This is a genomic window from Candidatus Fusobacterium pullicola (assembly GCA_018883725.1).
In the GTDB taxonomy this organism is placed as follows: Bacteria; Fusobacteriota; Fusobacteriia; order Fusobacteriales; family Fusobacteriaceae; genus Fusobacterium_A; species Fusobacterium_A pullicola.
Window position 1 is genome coordinate 1 of record JAHLFN010000045.1, and the last position, 21,480, is coordinate 21,480.

The following is a 21,480-nucleotide window of genomic DNA, read 5'->3' on the forward strand; positions in this document are numbered from 1 at the left end:
CTTTTCCACAAGCACCTAACAAAAATAAATACCCTATTATCAATAATAGATTTAAAAATTTTTTCATCTTTCCTCCTCTATTCTCCTAAATATTTTTTTAAAGTATTTATAACAGCATCTTTTCCAGCTAACATCTCTACGAAGTACTGCTCAACTCTATCTGCCATACCTACCTCTTCTAAATCTACTCCAAATATCATTTTATTTTTTAATATTTCTCTCAATTGTCCTTTATAAGTTTCTGGCTTTCCAAATTCTATTCCAGACATTTTCTCTTTTAACATATCTAACATTGGATCTGGACTAATACTTCTCTCATTTCCATTGTCATCTATTCCTAATAGATATCTAAACCATCCAGCATAAACTAATGGAATATATTTTATATCCTCTACTCTTAACTCATCACTTGCTAAGTATGCTTTAATTGTCTCTCCAAATCTTATTCCTACTTTTTGAGAAGTATCAGTTGCTATTCTCTCTGGTTGATCTGGTATAAACTTATTAGCAAATCTTTCATTAATAACTTCATCAATAAATGCTTTTGGACTTAAAATTTTTGGATCATCTACAACTTTTAATGCTTCTCCATATCCTATATTTTTTATTAACTTATTTAATTCAGGATTAGATACAGCATCAAATATTGTTTTTTCATTTAATAAACATCCATAAACAGCTAATGTTGTATGTAATGGATTTAAACACGTAGTAACTTTCATTCTTTCTGTTTTTTCAACTGTTTCTCTATCTGTTACATACACCCCTGCTTCTGATTTCTCTAATTCTGGTCTTCCATTAGGGAATTTATCTTCTACTACAAAATATTCAGGTGCTTCAGCATTAACAAAAGCTCCAGTATATGTATTTTTAGAAGTAACTACTATATTCATATCTTCAAAACCTAATTTTTCTAGGTGTTCTTTTACAACTTCTGCAGGTCTTGGAGTAATTTTATCTATCATTGAAATAGGATAAGCTACTTTTTTCTCATCAGCTATATAAGCTAAGAACTCTTTTTCTACATATCCTTTCTCTGCCCAATGCTCTGCTATATCAAGAACAGCTGCTCTTACTCTATCTCCATTTCCAGCACAGTTATCCATACTTACTAAAGCTATTGGAGTTGCTCCTGCTTTAAATCTCACATATAATAGCTCTGTTACTATACTCATTATATGTTTTGATTTTTCTGGAGAGTTTTGGAAATCCTCTTCAATAACTTTCATATACTCACCATTTGGAGTTTTTAAGTTGTATCCTTTTTCTGTTATTGTAAAACTTATCATTTGAAGAGTTGGAGCTTTTACTATCTCTTTTAATATCTCTCTATCTGTATCAGCTTTTAAAGATTCAACTATACTAGCTATAACCTCTGTTGAGAAGTTTCCATCTTTTGATAAAATTACTGATAGTGTTAAGTTATCATGTGGCTTATACACTTTATCTATAATCTCTGTATCAAAACTTTCTGCAACGATAATCCCTGTATTTTCAAGCCCTTTATTTAAAAGATTTTGTTGCATCTTCCCAACATAAGCTCTGAAAATATTTCCAGCACCAAAGTGTAACCACTTTGGTGCCTTCATTGTATTTTCTTTTACAGTTTCTATATCATATGCAGGAGTTACTACTTCACTTATATTTTTTATATTTTTCATCTCATTTAAGTTTAATTTCATTTATGCCTCCTGAATATTTCTATCTCTATAATTATTTTCCTAATTTAGTTAAAGTTTCCCAAATTCCTGTTATATAACTTGCTCCTAAAGCTCTATCATATAATCCATATCCTGGTTTTCCAGTTTCTCCCCAAATCATTCTTCCGTGATCTGGTCTTAGGTAACCATCAAATCCATTTTTATGTAATACTCTCATTATTTCAACGATATCTAATGATCCGCATCCAGAGTAGTGAGCTGACTCTTCAAAGCTCACACCATCATTTAGTAACTTTACATTTCTTACGTGCATGAAGTGAATTCTTCCCATAGCACTGTATTTATCTACTAATTTTGGCATGTTATTGAAGTTAGCACATCCTAATGAACCTGTACATAAAGTAAGTCCATTGTATTTATTGTCAACTAATTTTAAAAATCTATCTAGGTTTTCCTCTTTTGTTATGATTCTTGGTAATCCAAATATTGGCCAAGGTGGATCATCTGGGTGTATAGCCATCTTAATGTCGTTAAGTTCTGCTACTGGAATTATTTGCTCAAGGAAATATTTTAAGTTTTCCCATAATCCCTCTTCTCCTAATGATTTATATTTAGCAAAAAGATCTGCCATCTCTTCTTTTGTATAGCTTGAATCCCATCCTGGTAAAGATAGTTCACTATTTAAAGGATCTAATTTATCCACTTGATCTTTATAGTAAACTAACGCTGTTGATCCATCTTCTAGTTCTTTATCTAATTGAGATCTTGTCCAATCAAATACAGGCATGAAGTTATAGCATATAACTTTTACTCCAGCTTTTGCTAAGTTCTCTATATTTTTCTTATAGTTTTCGATATATACCTCTCTTGTAGGTAATCCTAATTTTATATCTTCGTGTACAGGAACGCTCTCTATTACTTCAAATTTTAGTCCAGCTTTTTCAACTTTTTCCTTAAGAGCTAATATTTTATCCATTTCCCATACTTGTCCTACTGGTACATCATATATAGCAGTAACTATACTATGCATAGTAGGTATTTGTTTGATATACTGTAATTTTACTGGATCTGAATCTCCATACCATCTAAATGATAATTTCATTTATGCCTCCTTAAAATTTATATATTTTTAATTTTTATATTTCTAATTTAAAATAATTTTTAGCATTTAGATAACAAATCTCTTGTATCATAGCCTTTAAAATCTCTTCATCGAATGGAACTTCTCCTTCTTCTACCCAAGTACCTATTAAGTTACACATAATTCTTCTAAAATACTCATGTCTTGTATAAGAGATAAAACTTCTTGAGTCAGTTAACATTCCAATAAATCTTCTTAATAATCCTAGATTAGCTAGAGCTGTCATCTGCTTTATCATTCCATCTTTTTGATCAAGGAACCACCAACCAGAACCAAATTGCATTTTTCCTGGCATCTCTCCACATTGGAAGTTTCCTATCATAGTTCCTAAAACTTCATTATCTTTAGGATTTAAACAGTAAAGAATTGTTTTTGGTAACTCTCCAGTTTTTTCTAGTTCATTTAATAGTGATGATAAAGATCTAGCGTAATTATTATCAGCTATCGAATCCATCCCTATATCTGCTCCTAATTTATTAAACATTCTTGTATTGTTATTTCTTAGAGCTCCCATATGTATCTGCATTCCTAAGTCATACTTTTTATACTCTCTTCCTAGTTCTACAAATAACATTGTCTTATATGCTTCTCTCTCTTCAGAAGTTAATTCTATTCCAGATAAAGCTTTTTGAAATACTCTTTCAATCTCTTCATCGCTAACTATTCTGAAAAACGGATCTTCTAAACTTAAATCTGTTACTAAACAACCTCTTTCTACGAAAAACTTAACTCTCAATTTTAGAGCTTCTACAAAAGTTTTAAAAGAGTTTATCTCCACTCCACTTACTTCTGCTAACTTAGATACATATTCAACATATCCAGCTTTCTCTATCCCCATAGCCTTATCTGGTCTATAAGTAGGTAATACTTTTACTCCAAACTCTTTATCTTGACTTATCTCTAAATGATACTTTAATGAATCTATAGGATCATCTGTTGTACATAGTGCTGTTACATTTGCTCTTTTTATTAAGTTTTTAGTTGTAAATTCTGGAGTTCTTAAAAGTTCATTTGCTTTATTCCAGATAACTTCAGCATTTTTTCTATTTATTACCTCTTCTATTCCAAAGAATCTTTTTAATTCAAGGTGTGACCAGTGATATAGTGGGTTTCCAAAACAATACTCTATTGTTTCAACAAAAGCTAAAAACTTTTCGTAATCACTAGCATCCCCTGTAATATACTTCTCATCTATTCCATTACTTCTCATAGCTCTCCACTTATAGTGGTCTCCATATAGCCATATTTGCGTTAAATTGTCATATCCTTTGTTTTCTGCTATCTCTTTTGGGTTTAAATGGCAATGATAATCAAAGATTGGCATATCTTTTGCAAATTCATGATATAATTTTTTACTCACTTCATTTTTTAGTAAAAAATCTTCATTCATAAAACTTATCATCTTTGACCTCCTCTTATTTTTATACTTGTATACTAGAATAATAAATTATTTATAAAAAAATGTCAATAGTTTTTTCTCTTTTTTTTCTAAAAAAATATTAATAGTATTATTATAGTACAGTGTTCAAAAGTTGTAAAACTAAATAATACTTTACAAAACTCATTAAAAAAATGAGATAGTTTTTAGCTCTATCTCATTTCTTCAATAAAATTATATTTTTTTATAGTTAAAAATTGTTTTAATTATCAATTTATTTACTTTAATTAAACAAAACTAATAATACAGATATTGCAATAAAACTTACTATATTAGATAATGAAATAACATTAGTAGCCATTTCAACATCTCCATCTGTTATTAAAGCATAGCTCAATACATTATTTCCTACCGGTGACATAGCTCCCAATAGAATCAACATTTTTCCCATTTCATCTATTGGTAAAACCTTTCCTAAAATAGTTCCTATAAAAAGAACCCCTAACATCTTAACTAAAATAACGATAACACTCAATTTTAATTTTGAAAATTTAGGTGTAAAATAAGCACCTAATGCTATCATTATGACTGTTCCTGTTATACTAGCTATATTCTGAATCGTTATCTCTACTCCTCTAGGTAATCTTATTCCTGTTATATTCAATAAAGCTCCTATTATCATTGAGATAATCAATGGAGATTTTAATACTGTTTTAATTTTATTTAATAAGCTTCCACTATTAGTTATAAAAATTGAATATACAACAGTTGTAACCATTAGAAGATTTCCAGCATCAAAAAGTGATAATAAATATACATTCTCCTCTCCAAAAAATACAATAAAAAACGGTAAAACAAAGGTCATATTCATAATCAATGTAGAACCTCTAAAAATAACTTTTTCTTTATCACTAATTTTCAATTTATTAGCAATTATTAAAGTTAAAAAGTACATAAATATATGAATACATATAGCTGAAATTGGATAGTAAATTAAGGTTTCACTAAATTTCATACTACTCATAGAGGTTATTATTACCGCTGGTGACATAAGATAAAATACCAACCTTATCAACACACCAGCTTCCTCTTTTTTTAACACTCCAAATTTTTTTAAACTATATCCTATTAAAAAATATAGAATTATAGGCATCAGTTTTGTTGTAAATATTTCTAACACAATTTTCCTCCTTTTTTCTCTAATTCATTTAGATTATAACTAATTTTTTTACAATTTTCAAAGATATAACTCTTTATATTTTTTCATATATGAAATTTTATTTTTTATTGAAAATTATAAAAACTTTGTATTTTAAGATTTTTAATCTCTATAACTCCAAAATAGTTTCATATACAGAACTTTTAACGCTATACTTATGTTGTTTTTCTCATTTATTTATTATATAGTTATATTGTAAGAACAAGTTAAGTTTAGGAGGAAATAACATGTTAAAAAAAGGGAAAATTTTAGAAAGACTTGCTGATATAGGAATAGTAGCAGTTGTAAGAGGAGAGAGTGTAGCAGAGGGAGTAAGAATCTCTAAAGCTTGTGCTAAAGGTGGAATTCCAGCTATAGAGGTTACTTATACAGTACCTGGAGCAACTGAAGTAATAAAAGCTCTTAAAGAGCAAGATACAAATAATGAAATGGTAATAGGAGCTGGAACAGTATTAGATGCAGCTACTGCAAGAATAGCTATTTTAGCTGGTGCAGAGTTTATTGTTTCACCTGCATTTGATAAGGAAACAGCTAAATTATGTAACCTTTACCAAGTACCATATATGCCTGGATGTATGACTATAACTGAAATGACAACAGCTATGCAATATGGAGCTGACATCATAAAATTATTCCCTGGAAGTGCTTTTGGACCATCATTTGTAAAAGCTGTAAAAGCTCCATTACCTCAAGCTAACATTATGCCTACTGGTGGAGTAAGCTTAGAAAATATGGAAGAATGGTTCAAAAATGGAGTAATCGCTGTTGGAGCTGGAGGAAAATTAGCTTCTGGAACTGATGAAGAGATAATAGCAACTGCTCAAGCTTTCAGAAAAAAATTATTAGAAATTAGAAGTAAATAGTATTTTGGAGGGAGATTTAATGAATAAAATATTTAACTACCCAGATAAAGAGTTTGGATTAATCTGTTGTGGAGAGATGATAATGAGATTGTCTCCTCTTAATAATGAGATGCTTATCCAAGGAAACCTACTTACTAAACAGATGGGAGGAGCAGAGTTTAATGTAGCTAGCTCTGTATCTACTCTTGGAGAAAAAACAGCTATGTTAACTACTCTACCTAATAACGAATTAGGTAAATTTGCTAGAAAATCTATGACTCTAAATGGAGTAGCTGATGATTTCCTAATATTTGATGATAGTAAATACAAACGTATGCCAATATACTATTATGAGTATGGTTCTTCACCTAGAAAACCAAATGTAACTTATGATAGATTAAACTCTTCATTCCAAAGAATGACAGTTAATGATGTTAATCCTGAAGTGTATGGAAAAACAAAAATTTTCCATACAAGTGGAATATCTTTAGGACTTTGTGAAACTTCAATGCAACTTACAAAGGATTTAATAGCTAACTTTAAAAAAGGAGGGGCTCTAGTTTCTTTTGATGTTAACTTCAGAAGAAATTTATGGTCTGAACCTGAAGCTAAAGTTGAAATAGAAAAAATTCTTCCAGATGTAGATATACTATTTGCTTCTGAAGAAACTTTCAGAAAAATGTTTGAAAAAACTGGAGATTTAAAAGAGATAATAAGAGCTTTTGCAAAAGAGTATGACTTAGCTTTCATAGCTTCTACTCAAAGAGTTGTAAATTCTCCAAAATCTCATAATTTCTCATCATTAGTATACGATAGAAAAGCTGATACTTTCTATTCTGAAAAAGCTTATGAAAATATTGAAATAGTTGACAGAATTGGAAGTGGAGATGCTTATGTAGCTGGAGTATTATTCGGATTACTACACTTCAACGAACCTGAAAAAGCTATGAAATATGGAAATGCAAACTCTGTATTAAAAAATACTATTGTTGGAGATATCTCTTGTGCTGATGCCTCTCTTGTAGAAAGTATCATTGCTGACCATGATAATGGAAGCACATCTGAGATGAATAGATAAGCCACCTAAACTTAAATTATTATATATGACAAAAGAACCGCCATCCTCCCAGATGGCAGTTTTTTTTATTTTAGAACAAATTATATTTTTTTAATTGTAAATTTCTATTATTTTTTATATAATATAGATAACATGCTATGGAGGTGAAAATTTTGAAAAAAGAACTTTCAAAGATAAAGTTATTTCAAAATCTTGACAAAGAAACAATAAAGGAATTAGCTTCAATTGCTAAGATAAAAGAGTATAAAAAGGGAGAATTACTTTACTCTGATAAAGAGAAAATTCATACTATATATTTTGTTTTAGAAGGAGTGGCTTCTCTTTATAAACCAAATCCTGATAATACTAAGAAGGTTGTTTTCCTATTTGGTAGTGGAGTAGTTTTAAACGAGGTTATCATATATGAAAATACTACTCTACTTAGTTGTGAATTCCTTGCTCCAACAAAACTTCTTGAAATAGATAGAGAGGATTTTGTAAAAGTATTAGAAAAAAGCTATCCTTTAGCTAAGGGAGTTATTGAATCATTAATATATAAAAATAGAGTTATGTCTCATCAAATAAAGAATACATCAAACTCTATCACTGTGGATAAACAAATTGCTTTGAAACTTCATAAGCTAGCTCAAGATTTTGGTGTAATTACAGATAAAGGAATTGAAATTAATTTTGATCTTTCTATAACATATCTAAGTGAAGTTTTAGGAGCTAAAAGAGAAACTGTTTCTAGACAGGTTAAAGTTCTTTCAGAATTAGGATTAATTACTGTTGTTAGAAAAAGATTCACTATACATGATCCTAATAAGCTTCTTAACTACTTTAATGAAAAATAGAAAAAACTCAGATATTTTTACTCTAATTTTTAGAGGTTATTTAATATCTGAGTTTTTTTTATAAGAATATATTTAATATTGGAGCTAATATTATTGTAAGTATTCCAGCTATTACTATAGAAAGTGCACTCATAGCCCCTTCTACTTTTCCCATCTCAATAGCTCTACTTGTCCCCACGGCATGACTAGATATTCCAAGTCCTAATCCTCTAGCTATTGGATTTCTTATTTTAAAAATTGAATATATAAAAGGAGCTGTCACATTTCCTGTTATTCCTGTAATAACTATTGCAAAAACTGTAAGTGATGGAATTCCACCTAACATCTTTGAAAGCTCTATTCCAATTGGTGTAGTTATTGATTTAGGCATAAAAGATACCAATATTTGATGATCTATTCCTAAAACTTTTCCAAGTATTATAACTGAAAGTATAGCCACTACAGCCCCTACTATCCCCCCACCTAATATTGGGATAAAATGTTTTTTCAATAAATCTACCTGTTGAAAAAGTGGTATAGCTAGTACAACTGTAGCAGGAGCCAAAAAGAAAACTATTAGATTTCCTCCTAACATATAATCCCCAACTGATATATGAAAAAAATGTAAAAACCCCATAACAATTACTGTTGCTATCAATAGAGGATTAAGTATTGCCAACTTAGTTTTACCAAATATAAATTTTCCTATTTCAAAAGCTACAAGGCTTATTATTACTCCAAAAAGTGGATTATTTGTTATTCCTTCCATTATTTTCTCTCTCCTCTTTCAATAAGATACTGTACAGTCCAAGCTGTAACCACCATAGTTAATAGTGTTGAAAAAATTACTAAAAATAAGATTTTAAATATTCCTGTTTTCAATAAATATAAGCTCTCTATCAGATTCACTGAAGGAGGTAGAAAAAATATTGTCATATTTAAAAGTAAAAAGTTCCCAGCATTCTCTATATGAGAAAGTTTTAAAATCTTAAAATATAGTAACGCAAACAGTAATAACATCCCTGTAATAGTTCCAGGAATAGGTAGATGCAAAATCTCTGTTAGAATTACTCCTATGTAGTTTATAATAAATATCAGTAAAAATTCTTTAATCATCTTTTCTCCTTACTACAGACCTTTTAAAATTTTTATATTTTAGTAGCTAAGTAGTTACTTATAAGTGATATACAAAAGTTAAAAGGAGAATAATCTATCTATTCATTCCTATATAAAATAGGACATTATAGGTAAATTTTTCTCCTTTTTTTATTCTTTTTTATCTTTTATTTAGTTCTAACAACTAGTCTCTTGGTTTCATTTGTGGGAAGTATAATACGTCTCTAATAGACTCAGAGTTAGTTAATAACATGATAAGTCTATCTATTCCAATTCCCATTCCTCCTGTAGGTGGAAGTCCATATTCTAGTGCTTCTACGAAGTCATCATCTATTACTGGAGTAGCTTCGTCGTTTCCTCTTTCTGCCTCTTCAACTTGAGCTTCAAATCTTCCTCTTTGGTCAGCTGGATCTTGTAACTCAGAGAAAGCATTTGCATATTCTCTAGCGTCTATGAATAACTCAAATCTATCTGTAAATCTTGGATCTTCTTCATTTCTCTTAGCAAGTGGAGATATCTCTACAGGGTGTCCATAAACGAATGTAGGTTGAACTATAGTTGCTTCACATTTCTCTTCGAAGAATTGGTTGATAATGTGTCCAACTGTATTCATGTGATCAGGTACTTCTACATGATGCTCTTTTGCTAAAGCTTTTGCTTCTTCAAAAGTGATATCCTTATTCCAGAAGTCTACTCCTGTAACTTCTTTTACTAAGTCAACCATATGAACTCTTTTAAAGTTCTCTAATACTATCTCTTTTCCATTGTAAGTGATAGTTGAAGTTCCTAATATCTCCTTAGCTAGAGTACTGATTATCTCCTCTGCTAAATCCATCATATCTTTATAATCAGCATATGATTGGTATAATTCCATCATTGTAAACTCAGGGTTGTGTCTTGTACTCATTCCCTCGTTTCTGAAGTTTCTTCCTAATTCATATACTCTTTCCATTCCTCCAACGATTAATCTTTTTAGGTATAATTCTGGAGCAATTCTCATATATAGATCTATATCAAGAGTATTGTGGTGAGTGATGAATGGTCTTGCAGCAGCTCCTCCTAAGATTGGGTGCATTAATGGAGTTTCTACCTCTAAGAATCCTTTTCCATCTAATATTCTTCTAATTCCTGATATAATTTTTGTTCTTTTTACAAATGTATCTCTTACATCTTTATTCATTATAAGGTCTACATATCTTTTTCTATATCTTGTTTCGATATCTGTAAGTCCGTGGAACTTTTCAGGTAACGATCTTATATTTTTACAAAGTAGAGTTACTACTGAAGCTCTTATAGTTAGCTCTCCTGTTGAAGTAAGGAAAAGTTTTCCCTCTACTCCTATGATATCTCCTACTCCGATTTTTTTAACAAGAGCGTAGTTTTCCTCTCCTAACTCATCTTGTCTTAGGTAAACTTGAACTCTTCCACTGATATCCTCAATGTGAACGAAAGCAGTTTTTCCTTTTCCTCTGTATGCCATTATTCTTCCAGCAGTTTTAAATGTTAATTCCTCTTCTGGAGTATGAGTTAAAATGTCTCCTATCATGTTCTTCTTATCGAACTTCTCTCCAAATGGTTTTATTCCCATCTCTTTTAGCTCTTCTACTCTTTTCCATTTTTCCATAACAAGAGCATCATTAGCTATCCTATCAAAATATCTCTCCATAGGTTTTCTCTTCTCCTTCTATATTTATTTTATATTTTTAATTTTGTGGATATTGTTGCATCTGCTGTAATAGATATAAACTACTCTTTACACTCCAAGGTGAGTTCTTGTAGTTCTGTCTTACATAAGTTAGATAATTTACAGCTTGCTCACTATCTCCAAGCTTATCGTATGTCATTCCTATATTATAATATATTTCTGCTTTTTTTTCATCATTTTTTTCTAAATTTAGAGAATTTTTATAATCTTTTACAGCTTCTGAATAATTCTCTGTTCTAAAATGGCTCTGTCCTAGATAAAAGTATATGTCTTTTTTCTCTATATAATTTTTATCTATCTCTAAAGCCTTTTCAAAATATATTACAGCCTCTACATAGTTTTCCTTCTCAAAGTTTTTCTTTCCCTCTTCAAAGAAAGTCAAATATTGAGTATAATTTTTAGCCTCTAGGTTTTCTGTAGCTGGTAGGTTACCTATAAGTTGACCATTAGTTGTAGGTAAAGCTGGTAGTAGCTCCCCTACATTTCCCATAGTTCCCTTATTTAGATATTCAGCTCCCTTTAAAGCATTTCCATTTTTCACATACCAGTTTCCGATGTAATTTCCCAAATTCTCATCTGGAGTTGAGTTTACACTATAAACTTTCTCTAAAAATATTATCTCATCTTGAGTAGGATTATCCTTAGTTATTATAAGATTTGCTATCTCTTGATTTAAGTTTTGTGATGAACTATCAAACTCAAGTAGTGATGAGCTCAATTCAAAGTTTTTATCCTGTACCTTTTTCAAAGAGTTTACTATATTAAGCTTGTCATATTCATCTAGCTTTGTATATTTTTGTAAGAAATCTATCTCTTCTTTTATTATCTTAGTATTTCCATCTTTTCCAGCTAAATCTATTAACATAAAAGATATCTCTTTATCTCTAAAACTATTTGGAAAAGCTATTCTATGAACAGCTACACTGTTAGATAACCCCTTTAAATTATTACTTTGATAGTTTTGGGCTATTACCTCATAGTTGTTTTGCTCTGTAAATTCATATTTTAACTTATTTATAATTGTTATCTTTCTACTAAAAGAACCAGCAGAATATATCATTATCTCATAGTTACCTTGATAGATACTTCTAAAGTATAATTTTCCATCTTTTATCTCTAATTCATAAGATGTTCCCAATGGAGAAAAAAACATATTATAACTGTCCTCTCCTATCCCCAATGGTAGAGATACATAATCACCAACATATACCTCATAATTATCTCTATATGTGGTGTTATACTCCTTTACATAACCTCTTTTTAAGCTATTTGAAATATCAGAAAGAATACCCTCTGTGGCTGAAGTATTTAAAATAATTTTTTCAGTCTTAAGCTCTCCACCTATATTCCAATTTTTTTCTGTGCTACTATCTGTTTTAGCTGTTTCATTTTTTAGATTCTCTAAACTTGTACAGCTCGCTAATAACAGTGCTAAGCACAAGTACACAACTTTTTTCATATCTCCTCCACTAATATTCCTTTATGGCTATAGTTATTCTATTTAGCTCCTCATTCCCCTCATAAATCTTATAAGAAAACTCTATGATTCCATTTTCACTATCTCTTTGGATACTCTCCCCTTCAATATGAAAAAGTTTCTTCATCTCCTTTGTAACATATACAAACTCAGTCTTCCTATCTAGGTCTACATCTACTATTGCAGATACTTCACCTTTTCTTGAGATTATAACTCTTCTATCTGAAACAGTTACTTCACATCTTCCTAATTTACTCTCATATTCATAGATAACTTGTGACTCTTCCACTCTTAAAGTTCCTTTAACAACTTCAAAACTCTTTTCTCCATAGCTATCTGTATTCTTAATTATAAATTTTTTCATTAATAGTAATCCTCTTCATCATCTTCATAGTAATCTTCATTGTCATATCTATCGTTATAATCCTCATCTTCTCTATCGTAGTACTCATCATCTTCGTAATCTCCGATATCATCTCCACTCATATACTCATCTTGCCAATACTCGATTACTTCCATAGCCTCTGAATCTTCTAATGGATAGATCTCCTCTTCATCTTCATCATATACAAAAACATGTAGCTCTCCATCTAAGTCCTCAGCTATTATATACTCCTTATCTCTCATAGTTATATTTTCAACTACGCTTAACTCAAACTCCTCGTCATCTATATCGTGATAAAAAGTTTCTCCTTGTAAATACATATAAATTCCTCCTTGATATTTAAACGACTTAAGGTTTTCCACCTCAAATCTAAATTTTAACTAATTTTATTTATGATATTTTCCATTGTTTATTATACTGAACCATCTGTATATCTGTTCAGTAAGTATCAATCTCATAAGTTGATGTGGAAATGTCATCTTTGAAAAACTAAGTCTCATCTGACTATTCTCTCTTACTCTTTGAGATACACCATATGAACCACCTATCACAAAGTTTATTGTACTGACTCCATTCACAGTCAATCTCTCTATCTCAGTAGCCATCTCCTCTGATGAGTAGTTTTTTCCTTGTATATCTAATAGTATATTATATCCACCTAATTTTTCAAGTGTTTTCAAGATATCCTCAGACTCTTTCTCAATAGAAACATTTCTATTACTATCATTTCCATCTTCTTTTAACTCTACTATCTTCATTTTAGCAAAAGATTGCATTCTTTTCAAGAACTCATTTATTCCCTCTAAGATATACTTATCCTTTACCTTCCCTATACACACAACATTTATATTCAAAATTTTCTCCTACTTTCTTTTAAAAAGTTTTTCCAAATCATCTCTACTTATCTTAACTATGATTGGTCTACCGTGTGGACATGTATACTCTCCTATCTCATGTAGCTCTCCTACTATCTTCTCCATCTCCTCATGTGTCAACCTCTCATTTGCCTTGATAGCCCCCTTGCAAGACATAGATATCAATATACTCTCTCTTATATCTACATTTCTATTCTCTTTAATATTCTTTAAAATATTTCTGAATATATTTTCAATACTATCTCTAAAATCTATCATAGGAACAGCTCTTATTAATATCTCATTATCAGAAAATCTATCCACTTCAAAACCTGCCTTAGAAAAATTCTCCTCCTCTTCAAATATTAACTCCCTTTCCCTTGGGTCTACCATCACTCTTATTGGAACTAGAAGTTGTTGCATACTTACCTCTGTTCCATAATATTGAGATTTTAATTTTTCATAGAGTATTCTTTCGTGAACTATATGCTGATCATATATTTCAAATATTCCATCTCTCTCTACTAGAATAAATGTTCCAAACACCTGTCCAATAACTCTAAACTCTATTTTCTTTCTCTCTTCAACTCTTTGAGTCTTAACTACTTCAACACTAGCCTTCTCTTTCTTTTCCTCTTGAGGCTCCTCTACTTTAAAATTACTCTCTTCCTCTTTTATCTCTTGAATAGGATACTCATCTATTATATCATCTGTTTCAGTATAGTTAGATGAAGGTATCTCCTCTTCATTCTCTAACTCCTCATCTTCATAGATGATACTTTCAACTTTACTCTCCTTTTTCTCCTCTTTTTCTACTAACATCTCTTCAAATCTTTGAGGTTCAGATTTCATCGGAGTAAATTTTTCAAATTCTGAAAAATCTAAAAATTTACTCTCCTCTTTTTCTATTCTCTCTTGAAGTGTTGGAGATACAAAATCATCATCTCTAGCAAAGGTTTCCTCTATCTCCTTTAGGACATAGTTGTATATCCCCTCTTCATCAGCAAATTTTACAATCTTTTTAGATGGGTGTACATTCACATCTACATCTTTTGGATTAACATCTAAAAATATGATAGCAAATGGATATTTTCCCTTCATAAGCTTTGTATAATATCCATCTATTACTGCATTCTCTACAATTTTAGATTTTACCATTCTATTATTTATAAAGATAAATATCGAATCCTTTGTACTTCTATATATAGCTCCATTTCCTAGATATCCCAATTTAAACTTTTTCATATTCTTTAGAATGTTTTTACCAAATATCTCTACAATGGTATTGTCTATTCCATTTCCACTAGTTTTTATACTTACCTTTCCATCTAATATTAGCATTATAGCTACATCTGGATTAGATAGAGCCTCCTGTATTATTATATCCTTTATATTAATATATTCAGTTGTTGGTTTTCTTAAAAATTTTAATCTAGCTGGAGTATTAAAAAATAGTTCTTTTATCTCAATGGTTGTTCCTCTATTTCTTTGAACATCTTTTAAGCTTGTAACCTTTCCACCTAAAACTGTAATCTGAGAGCCTACCTCATCCTCTTCACTCCTAGACGATAGTGTCATCTTAGAAACTGCACTTATTGAAGAGAGAGCCTCTCCTCTAAATCCATAGGTATATAGATTGTATAAATCATCCTTTTTAGAAATTTTACTTGTAGCATGTCTTTCAATAGAAAGCAATAGATCCTCTTGAGACATTCCTACTCCATCATCTATTATAGCTACATCTCTTCCACCATTTTTTACCTCTACTCTTATGCTTTTACTCTCTGCATCTAATGAGTTCTCCAATAACTCCTTTATCATACTTGCTGGATTTTCTACAACCTCTCCAGCAGCAATAATATTTGATACAGATTCATCCAATATTCTTATTCTTCCCAAAATCTCACCTCCTTAAAAAATTTTATTGTTCCCCTTAATTATCTAATAATTTACAGAGAATTTCAAGATATTTTTTATAAAATTAATTGCTATTTTCTTATTATTTTGAGATAATTATATGTAGATGCTAAATTATGAGGTGCTTATTTATGAAAAAAATTATATCTATTTTTATATTTTTTATATATTTCAATCTTGGTTTTTCCTATAAAAATCAAGACTATACTCTTTTCCTAGATGGGAAAAAAGCCTATTACAGTAAAAATTATTCACTGGCTCAACTTAACTTTGAAACACTGATGAAGACTTTTCCTTTGTCATTAATTTTATCAAATAACTATGCCTATTTCTATATCGGTATGAATTACTACCATTTAGAAAATTATGAAAAGGCTGCTTACTATTTAGAAAAAGCTGTATATATCTCAACTAACCTATTAACAGATAATAGTCAAACTGAAAATTTACACCTTTTTGCAGAAAGAGATTTTGCTCTTGGAGATTCCCTTATGAAAATTGGTGAAACTCAAAAAGCTATAACTTACCTAAACAGAGTAGGCTCTAATACTTACTATCCTTTCATATCTTACTATGAAAAAAAAGCTTTGGAGATATTGAAGGAGTATTCACCCATTTACGAGAAAAAATTACAATTAAAATTTGAATATAACTTTTCTGTAATGGATGATTTCTCTGTTCCAGAATTATTAAAAATCGGTAAATTCTTCTCTTCAAAGAAAGATTATGAAAAAGCTGTAGAGTTCTATACACTTCTATTAAGTAAGAATAATCTTTCTCAAAAGGAAAAGGCTGAGATATATACTGACTATTTTGAGCTTTTAATGACAAATAAAGAGTATGATGAGATTTTAAAGCTTACTAAAAATTACAACAACGAGTTTTCAGATATATTCAAATACTATAGAGGGATCACTTTCTACAAGAAGAGAGATTTTTCCAGAGCACTTTATCTTTTTAACTCTATTGGAAAAGGAGATTTTTACTCTAAAGCTAACTACTATTCAGCTGGTATATATTTTACTCTGAATGACTATAACAATGTTATTGCTAATTTAAAAAATGTAAAGGATAAGAATATTATTACTGATTCTATGGCTGCTTTCTCATATCTTTACCTAAACGATGAGAAAAACTCACAAAAAGCTATCACTAAGTTAGCTCAAAAATATCCAGATACCTATATAGGTCTTTATTTCAAAAGATCATTAGAGAAGGAGAATCTTCCTCTTACACAATTTAGCTCATTAGAGGATTTAATAAACTTCTCTAACACTATTTTAAGTACTCAACTACCTCTACCTCAAGATTTTATCCCAAAGGCTGATATTTTAGAGTTAGATCAACTTTCTCAAATAGCTGAACTTGAAGATAGAGAGATATTAAAAGTTGCTTTTCAAAAAAGTAGCTTTGCTAAAAAGAGAAATCCAGAGGGTACTTTAGCTACAACTTTAATATTAGAGAGTGGGAATTTCTATGAATTAGCATTTAAAAACTCACTTTTGTCTCTAAAGGATTTTGCTGATTACAAGGAGTTATTTAGATATAACTTCCCCCTTTACTATCAAGATATAATTAGAGAGTGCTCAAAAAAATATGATGTTCCACAGGAATTAATATATACTATCATACATACTATTACTGGATTTAATCCATTCTATATTTCTGATGATTCAAAATTTGGTATTATGAATATTCCGTATACAGATGATAACTCTCTAAGATTCTTTGAGCTTTTTGATGTGAATACAAATATTGAAGAGGGAACTAAGATATTAAAAAATCTTCTAACAAAGTATAATGGGAATAAGATAAAAACACTGATAGCTTATGTATATGGGGAGGAGTACCTTGACCTGATATTTTTCGGTTATACTAATGATATTAATTTTGCCTCTATTACTATTCCAGAGGAAAGATTTTTCTTACAAAATATGTTTATGACATATATTTTCTATTCAAGAATCTATAATTTTTAAGGAGGTATAATGAGAAACACAAGATGGATATATAGAGAGAATCAAATCTCTCACAATATTGAACCTAATATAGATAGAGATATTCTCAATCTTCTATACAATAGAAATATAAAGGACTCTGAAGAGATTCACAATTTTTTAAATACATCTCTAGATAATATACACTCCCCTCTACTTCTTAAGGATGTGGATAGGGCTGTTGAAAGAGTACTAAAAGCTAAAGAAAATGGTGAGGATATCTGGATATATGGAGATTATGATGTAGATGGTATCACCTCTACCTCTTTATGTTATCTGGCTCTATCTGAACTTGATATCTCTCCTAAATACTATATCCCATTGAGAGATGAGGGGTATGGATTAAATAAGGAGGCTATGGACTATATAAAGTCTCAAGGTGGAAAGGTAATTATCACTGTTGACTGTGGAATATCTGCTCATCCAGAGATAGAGTATGCTAATTCATTAGGACTGGATATAATTGTTACTGACCACCATGAAATCAACAATGGAAATCCTCCAGCCTATGCTGTAATAAATCCTAAAAGAGAGGATAATGAGTTTCCATATAAATATCTTGCTGGTGTAGGTACTGCCTTTATGCTTATCTATGCCCTATTTGATAAACTTGGTAAAAAAGAGGACCTATATAAATACCTTGATATTGTAGCAATAGGTACTGTTGCTGATATAGTTCCACTTTTAGAAGAGAATAGAATATTCACTAAATTTGGAATGGAGCAACTTAATAGAAGTCATTGGCTTGGAATAAGTATGCTTATAAGAAAAATATTTGAGGACTATCAAACTAGAAAATTCTCTACCTATGATATTGGATTTATTATAGCTCCAATCTTCAATGCCGCTGGAAGATTAGAGGATGCTAAGAGAGCTGTGGAACTCTTTATAGAAAAAGACCATAGAATATGTACAGAGATAATAAATGAACTGTTAAATAACAATAGTGAAAGAAAAGAGATACAGGAAACTATCCTAGAAAGAGCTATCTTTAAGATAGAAAATGAAAAACTCTTTGAAAATAGTGTTCTAGTAGTGGCAGAAGAGGGCTTCCATCATGGAGTAATAGGAATAGTTGCTTCTAAGATACTGGATAGATACTACAAACCTACTATAATCATGGAGATAAAACCAGAGGAAGGGATAGCCACTGCTTCATGTAGAAGTATTGAGGGATTCAATATGATAGAGGCTCTCAACTCTATGAAGGAACTTTTTGTAAAATATGGTGGACATGCTGGGGCAGCTGGATTTTCTATCAAGATTGAGAATATAGATGAGTTCTCTAGAAGAATTAATGAGTATGCTAAGAAAAATATTCCTGAATCTTCTTTGATAAAACCTGTTAAGTTGGATATCACTATTCCAGCCTATAAAATCTCTTATGATTTTATAGATAAGATATCTCTTTTAGAGCCTTTTGGTTTTGGAAACCCTTCTCCTCTTTTTGCTCTAAATAACTGTGAGATATCTGGGCTTCGTCCTATTGGAAAAGAGAAGACTCACACTATGTTCAATGTAAAAAAAGATAATCTTGAGATAAAAAACTGCGTTTGGTTTAATAGTGATGATGTATTTAGTGAAGTTGCTTCTATTACACATGCTGATATAGCTTTCAAACTAAAACTTGAAACCTATAAGGATAGATACCAATATAAGATGTATGTTGAGGATATGCAACTCCCTAGTCACAAAGAAAATCTATATGAGAGATATTACTCTCTATATAATACAGTTTTTCCTATTGAAACTGTAATCTATACTAGAAAAAATTTAGAAAACTCTGAATTGAAACTTATTTACCATGATTATGAGGTAGATGTTACTCTTAATAGAAACTATCTAACTACACTGGATAATCAAACCTCTTATCTTCTATTGGAATTAAGAAAAAACTATGGTTATAACTTCAAAGTTAGTATAAAGGATATTATACTAAAAGATGAAAACTATAATGTACATATTGTAATTGATAGAGATTATGAGTTTGTATCATACTCTTTAAAACAGGGAGAACTATTTAGAGATATAAAGAATTTCCTACTTGGTGATTTTAACTATAACTCTATACAAAAAACTGTTCTTGCCTCTGTTTTTAAAGAGAAAAAAAATACCCTTGCTATTGTAGAAAAGGGAAGAGGATTAAATACTATTATCCAAACTATTGGACTATACTATAAAAGTATGGGAGAAAAGGTGCTTCTTGTTACTGACACTGTTCCTTCTAAGAGAACTTTAAGCTGTGTAGATGTAGCTGATGAATTCCAAGAGGGATACTCTTACTACATAGTTGATAAGAAAATGGATTTTTCACCTTTTTCAGATAAAAATTCACTTGTTTTCTCAAATGAAAATATTGAAATAGAGGGATTTAATAAGATAGTTGATAACTATACTCTACCTGAAAATATAGTTTTTGTAGATGAAGAGTTACTAACTAAAAGAGATCTCTTTTCTAATATACTCCCAATCAGTATGAGAAAAGAGATTTTAGCTTCACTTGATAAGTACTCTGTGCTTTATTGTAATAGGGATATATTACTATATTTATAAAATTTTATAGAAATTTATTGACAAACACACTTTTTTATTATATCATAATTGAAACAATAAATATCCATCAAGAGAAACTGAGGGACTGGCCCTATGACGTTTCAGCAACCTACTTTTAGTGTGGTGCTAATTCCATGTAGATGGTTTAAGATCAATAGTCTATGACCTTTATCTCTAAAATTCTTGATGTGAATTTTAGAGATTTTTTTTATGGATATTTTTGTAATAAAAAACTTTTTAGGAGATGATTTTATTATGACAAATTTATCAAAAAAACTATGTACAACACTTTTAGCTTTTTCTATACTAGGAAGTTATTCCTTTGCTAAATCACTTAAAGTTGGGGCTTCAGCTGTTCCACATGCAGAGATTTTACAAGCTGTTAAACCTCAACTAAAGGAAAAGGGTGTAAACTTGGAGATTATTGAATTTAATGAGTATGTTACTCCTAACTTAGCTCTAGCTAGTGGAGATTTAGATGCAAACTTTTTCCAACATGCACCTTATCTTGAAAAATTCAGAACAGAAAGAAATCTAAAAATCTCTCAAATTGGTGAAGGAGTTTTTATCTCTCCGATAGCTGCTTTCTCTGACAAATATAAATCTTTAGATGAGGTAAAAAAAGGTGGAGTAGTTGCTATACCTAGTGATCCTACAAACGGTGGAAGAGCTTTATTACTTCTTCATCACAAGGGAATTATTACATTAAAAGACCCTACTGACCTTAGTGCTACTGAATTTGATATTATAAAAAATCCAAAAAAATTAAAATTTAAATCTATTGAAGCTCCACAATTACCACGTGTAATAAAAGATGTTGATGTGGCTGTTATAAATTGTAACTATGCTCTTCAAGCAAACTTAGACCCTACAAAAGACTCTATAGCTATTGAAGGTCCTGAATCTCCTTATGCTAATATAGTGGCTGTTAGAGATGAAAACATTAATGATCCTGATGTAAAACTTTTAGTTGATGAGCTTAGAACAGAGAATATTAAAAACTTTATTAACGAGACATATAAAGGATCTGTAATTGCAGCTTTTTAGTTATATAAAAAGAGGCGTGGAAAAACTAAGATATAATTAGTTTCCAATTGCCTCTTTTTTTATAATAGTTAAAAATTCATCTTTAAAGATTTTCATTATCTCCATATTAGGAATTCTTACTCGATATCTTCCATCATTTAATTTGTTTTTTATTGTTAAATATCCTAAATATACCATAAGTTCCCATACTTCACTAGCACTTAAATTACTTCCAAATCTTACGTTATCAGTTATTCTTACTGCTACATCTTCTTGATTAAAAATCTTTTCAAGGGTTTCTAATCCCTCTTCTCCAGTA

18 protein-coding genes, 1 pseudogene and 1 riboswitch are annotated in these 21,480 nt (G+C 30.2%); of the genes and pseudogenes, 6 read left to right on the top strand and 13 right to left on the bottom strand.

Annotated features, from left to right (window positions below; translation table 11 throughout):
• Window positions 1–77: 77 nt before the first annotated feature.
• The 4 genes from IAA47_04850 to IAA47_04865 all read right to left on the bottom strand — a co-directional run bounded on the left by IAA47_04850 (window position 78) and on the right by IAA47_04865 (window position 5,360).
• Entirely contained in the window at window positions 78–1,682 is a 1,605-nt protein-coding gene (locus IAA47_04850; protein ID MBU3842297.1) for a mannitol dehydrogenase family protein, read from the bottom strand.
• A gap of 31 nt (window positions 1,683–1,713) precedes the next feature.
• Window positions 1,714–2,763 (bottom strand): mannonate dehydratase, encoded by a 1,050-nt coding sequence (uxuA, locus tag IAA47_04855; protein MBU3842298.1) that lies wholly within the window; start codon window positions 2,761–2,763, stop codon window positions 1,714–1,716.
• 34 nt (window positions 2,764–2,797) lie between these two features.
• Window positions 2,798–4,204: a glucuronate isomerase gene (gene uxaC, locus IAA47_04860; protein MBU3842299.1), complete on the bottom strand. Its 1,407-nt coding sequence runs from the start codon at window positions 4,202–4,204 to the stop codon at window positions 2,798–2,800.
• A gap of 259 nt (window positions 4,205–4,463) precedes the next feature.
• Window positions 4,464–5,360, bottom strand: a complete 897-nt coding sequence (locus tag IAA47_04865) for a hypothetical protein (GenBank protein ID MBU3842300.1) — start codon at window positions 5,358–5,360, stop codon at window positions 4,464–4,466.
• Between the two features lie 266 nt (window positions 5,361–5,626).
• Here IAA47_04865 and IAA47_04870 point away from each other — a divergent pair, with 266 nt between their 5' ends.
• The 3 genes from IAA47_04870 to IAA47_04880 all read left to right on the top strand — a co-directional run bounded on the left by IAA47_04870 (window position 5,627) and on the right by IAA47_04880 (window position 8,152).
• Window positions 5,627–6,262, top strand: coding sequence for a bifunctional 2-keto-4-hydroxyglutarate aldolase/2-keto-3-deoxy-6-phosphogluconate aldolase (locus IAA47_04870; GenBank protein ID MBU3842301.1), 636 nt, complete (start codon window positions 5,627–5,629; stop codon window positions 6,260–6,262).
• A 19-nt stretch (window positions 6,263–6,281) separates the two neighbouring features.
• Window positions 6,282–7,319: a sugar kinase gene (locus IAA47_04875; protein ID MBU3842302.1), complete on the top strand. Its 1,038-nt coding sequence runs from the start codon at window positions 6,282–6,284 to the stop codon at window positions 7,317–7,319.
• A gap of 152 nt (window positions 7,320–7,471) precedes the next feature.
• Window positions 7,472–8,152 carry a Crp/Fnr family transcriptional regulator gene (locus IAA47_04880; GenBank protein ID MBU3842303.1) on the top strand — a complete coding sequence of 227 codons (681 nt, stop codon included), beginning with the start codon at window positions 7,472–7,474 and terminating at the stop codon, window positions 8,150–8,152.
• 58 nt (window positions 8,153–8,210) lie between these two features.
• Here the strand turns inward: IAA47_04880 and IAA47_04885 are convergent, their stop codons facing one another.
• The 8 genes from IAA47_04885 to mutL all read right to left on the bottom strand — a co-directional run bounded on the left by IAA47_04885 (window position 8,211) and on the right by mutL (window position 15,567).
• On the bottom strand, window positions 8,211–8,900 hold the full coding sequence (locus IAA47_04885) for an LrgB family protein (GenBank protein MBU3842304.1): 690 nt from the start codon (window positions 8,898–8,900) through the stop codon (window positions 8,211–8,213).
• Window positions 8,900–9,247 carry a CidA/LrgA family protein gene (locus IAA47_04890; protein MBU3842305.1) on the bottom strand — a complete coding sequence of 116 codons (348 nt, stop codon included), beginning with the start codon at window positions 9,245–9,247 and terminating at the stop codon, window positions 8,900–8,902. The genes IAA47_04885 and IAA47_04890 overlap by 1 nt, the downstream gene beginning before the upstream one ends.
• 184 nt (window positions 9,248–9,431) lie before the next feature.
• On the bottom strand, window positions 9,432–10,913 hold the full coding sequence (gene lysS, locus IAA47_04895; protein ID MBU3842306.1) for a lysine--tRNA ligase: 1,482 nt from the start codon (window positions 10,911–10,913) through the stop codon (window positions 9,432–9,434).
• 37 nt (window positions 10,914–10,950) lie between these two features.
• Window positions 10,951–12,411, bottom strand: a complete 1,461-nt coding sequence (locus IAA47_04900) for a tetratricopeptide repeat protein (protein MBU3842307.1) — start codon at window positions 12,409–12,411, stop codon at window positions 10,951–10,953.
• 10 nt (window positions 12,412–12,421) lie between these two features.
• On the bottom strand, window positions 12,422–12,793 hold the full coding sequence (locus IAA47_04905) for a DUF1934 family protein (GenBank protein ID MBU3842308.1): 372 nt from the start codon (window positions 12,791–12,793) through the stop codon (window positions 12,422–12,424).
• Window positions 12,793–13,134 carry a hypothetical protein gene (locus IAA47_04910; GenBank protein MBU3842309.1) on the bottom strand — a complete coding sequence of 114 codons (342 nt, stop codon included), beginning with the start codon at window positions 13,132–13,134 and terminating at the stop codon, window positions 12,793–12,795. The genes IAA47_04905 and IAA47_04910 overlap by 1 nt, the downstream gene beginning before the upstream one ends.
• Before the next feature lie 66 nt (window positions 13,135–13,200).
• A complete protein-coding gene (gene rlmH, locus IAA47_04915; protein MBU3842310.1) occupies window positions 13,201–13,668 on the bottom strand; it encodes a 23S rRNA (pseudouridine(1915)-N(3))-methyltransferase RlmH in 468 nt (155 codons plus the stop codon).
• A 9-nt stretch (window positions 13,669–13,677) separates the two neighbouring features.
• The gene (mutL, locus tag IAA47_04920; GenBank protein ID MBU3842311.1) at window positions 13,678–15,567 is read right to left on the bottom strand and encodes a DNA mismatch repair endonuclease MutL; all 1,890 of its coding nucleotides are present in this window, start codon (window positions 15,565–15,567) and stop codon (window positions 13,678–13,680) included.
• Between the two features lie 149 nt (window positions 15,568–15,716).
• On the opposite strand from mutL, the gene IAA47_04925 reads away from it, so the two are divergent.
• The 3 genes from IAA47_04925 (at window position 15,717) to IAA47_04935 (ending at window position 21,182) form a co-directional block, all read left to right on the top strand.
• A complete protein-coding gene (locus IAA47_04925; GenBank protein ID MBU3842312.1) occupies window positions 15,717–17,564 on the top strand; it encodes a transglycosylase SLT domain-containing protein in 1,848 nt (615 codons plus the stop codon).
• A 9-nt stretch (window positions 17,565–17,573) separates the two neighbouring features.
• Window positions 17,574–20,135 (top strand): single-stranded-DNA-specific exonuclease RecJ, encoded by a 2,562-nt coding sequence (gene recJ, locus IAA47_04930; GenBank protein MBU3842313.1) that lies wholly within the window; start codon window positions 17,574–17,576, stop codon window positions 20,133–20,135.
• Between the two features lie 61 nt (window positions 20,136–20,196).
• Window positions 20,197–20,282, top strand: a riboswitch (SAM riboswitch).
• 108 nt (window positions 20,283–20,390) lie between these two features.
• Complete coding sequence (locus tag IAA47_04935) at window positions 20,391–21,182, top strand: MetQ/NlpA family ABC transporter substrate-binding protein (protein MBU3842314.1); 792 nt, start codon at window positions 20,391–20,393, stop codon at window positions 21,180–21,182.
• A gap of 60 nt (window positions 21,183–21,242) precedes the next feature.
• Here IAA47_04935 and IAA47_04940 read toward each other — a convergent pair.
• A pseudogene (locus IAA47_04940) lies at window positions 21,243–21,480 on the bottom strand (hypothetical protein).

Excerpts from the sequence above, each read along its gene's own strand:
- uxuA (MBU3842298.1), bottom strand. The coding sequence starts at position 2,763 with ATGAAATTATCATTTAGATGGTATGGAGATTCAGATCCAGTAAAATTA.
- IAA47_04890 (MBU3842305.1), bottom strand. The coding sequence starts at position 9,247 with ATGATTAAAGAATTTTTACTGATATTTATTATAAACTACATAGGAGTA.
- IAA47_04885 (MBU3842304.1), bottom strand. The coding sequence starts at position 8,900 with ATGGAAGGAATAACAAATAATCCACTTTTTGGAGTAATAATAAGCCTT.
- IAA47_04905 (MBU3842308.1), bottom strand. The coding sequence starts at position 12,793 with ATGAAAAAATTTATAATTAAGAATACAGATAGCTATGGAGAAAAGAGT.
- uxaC (MBU3842299.1), bottom strand. The coding sequence starts at position 4,204 with ATGATAAGTTTTATGAATGAAGATTTTTTACTAAAAAATGAAGTGAGT.
- IAA47_04900 (MBU3842307.1), bottom strand. The coding sequence starts at position 12,411 with ATGAAAAAAGTTGTGTACTTGTGCTTAGCACTGTTATTAGCGAGCTGT.
- IAA47_04935 (MBU3842314.1), top strand. The coding sequence starts at position 20,391 with ATGACAAATTTATCAAAAAAACTATGTACAACACTTTTAGCTTTTTCT.
- IAA47_04850 (MBU3842297.1), bottom strand. The coding sequence starts at position 1,682 with ATGAAATTAAACTTAAATGAGATGAAAAATATAAAAAATATAAGTGAA.
- IAA47_04875 (MBU3842302.1), top strand. The coding sequence starts at position 6,282 with ATGAATAAAATATTTAACTACCCAGATAAAGAGTTTGGATTAATCTGT.
- IAA47_04925 (MBU3842312.1), top strand. The coding sequence starts at position 15,717 with ATGAAAAAAATTATATCTATTTTTATATTTTTTATATATTTCAATCTT.
- IAA47_04910 (MBU3842309.1), bottom strand. The coding sequence starts at position 13,134 with ATGTATTTACAAGGAGAAACTTTTTATCACGATATAGATGACGAGGAG.
- recJ (MBU3842313.1), top strand. The coding sequence starts at position 17,574 with ATGAGAAACACAAGATGGATATATAGAGAGAATCAAATCTCTCACAAT.
- IAA47_04870 (MBU3842301.1), top strand. The coding sequence starts at position 5,627 with ATGTTAAAAAAAGGGAAAATTTTAGAAAGACTTGCTGATATAGGAATA.
- lysS (MBU3842306.1), bottom strand. The coding sequence starts at position 10,913 with ATGGAGAGATATTTTGATAGGATAGCTAATGATGCTCTTGTTATGGAA.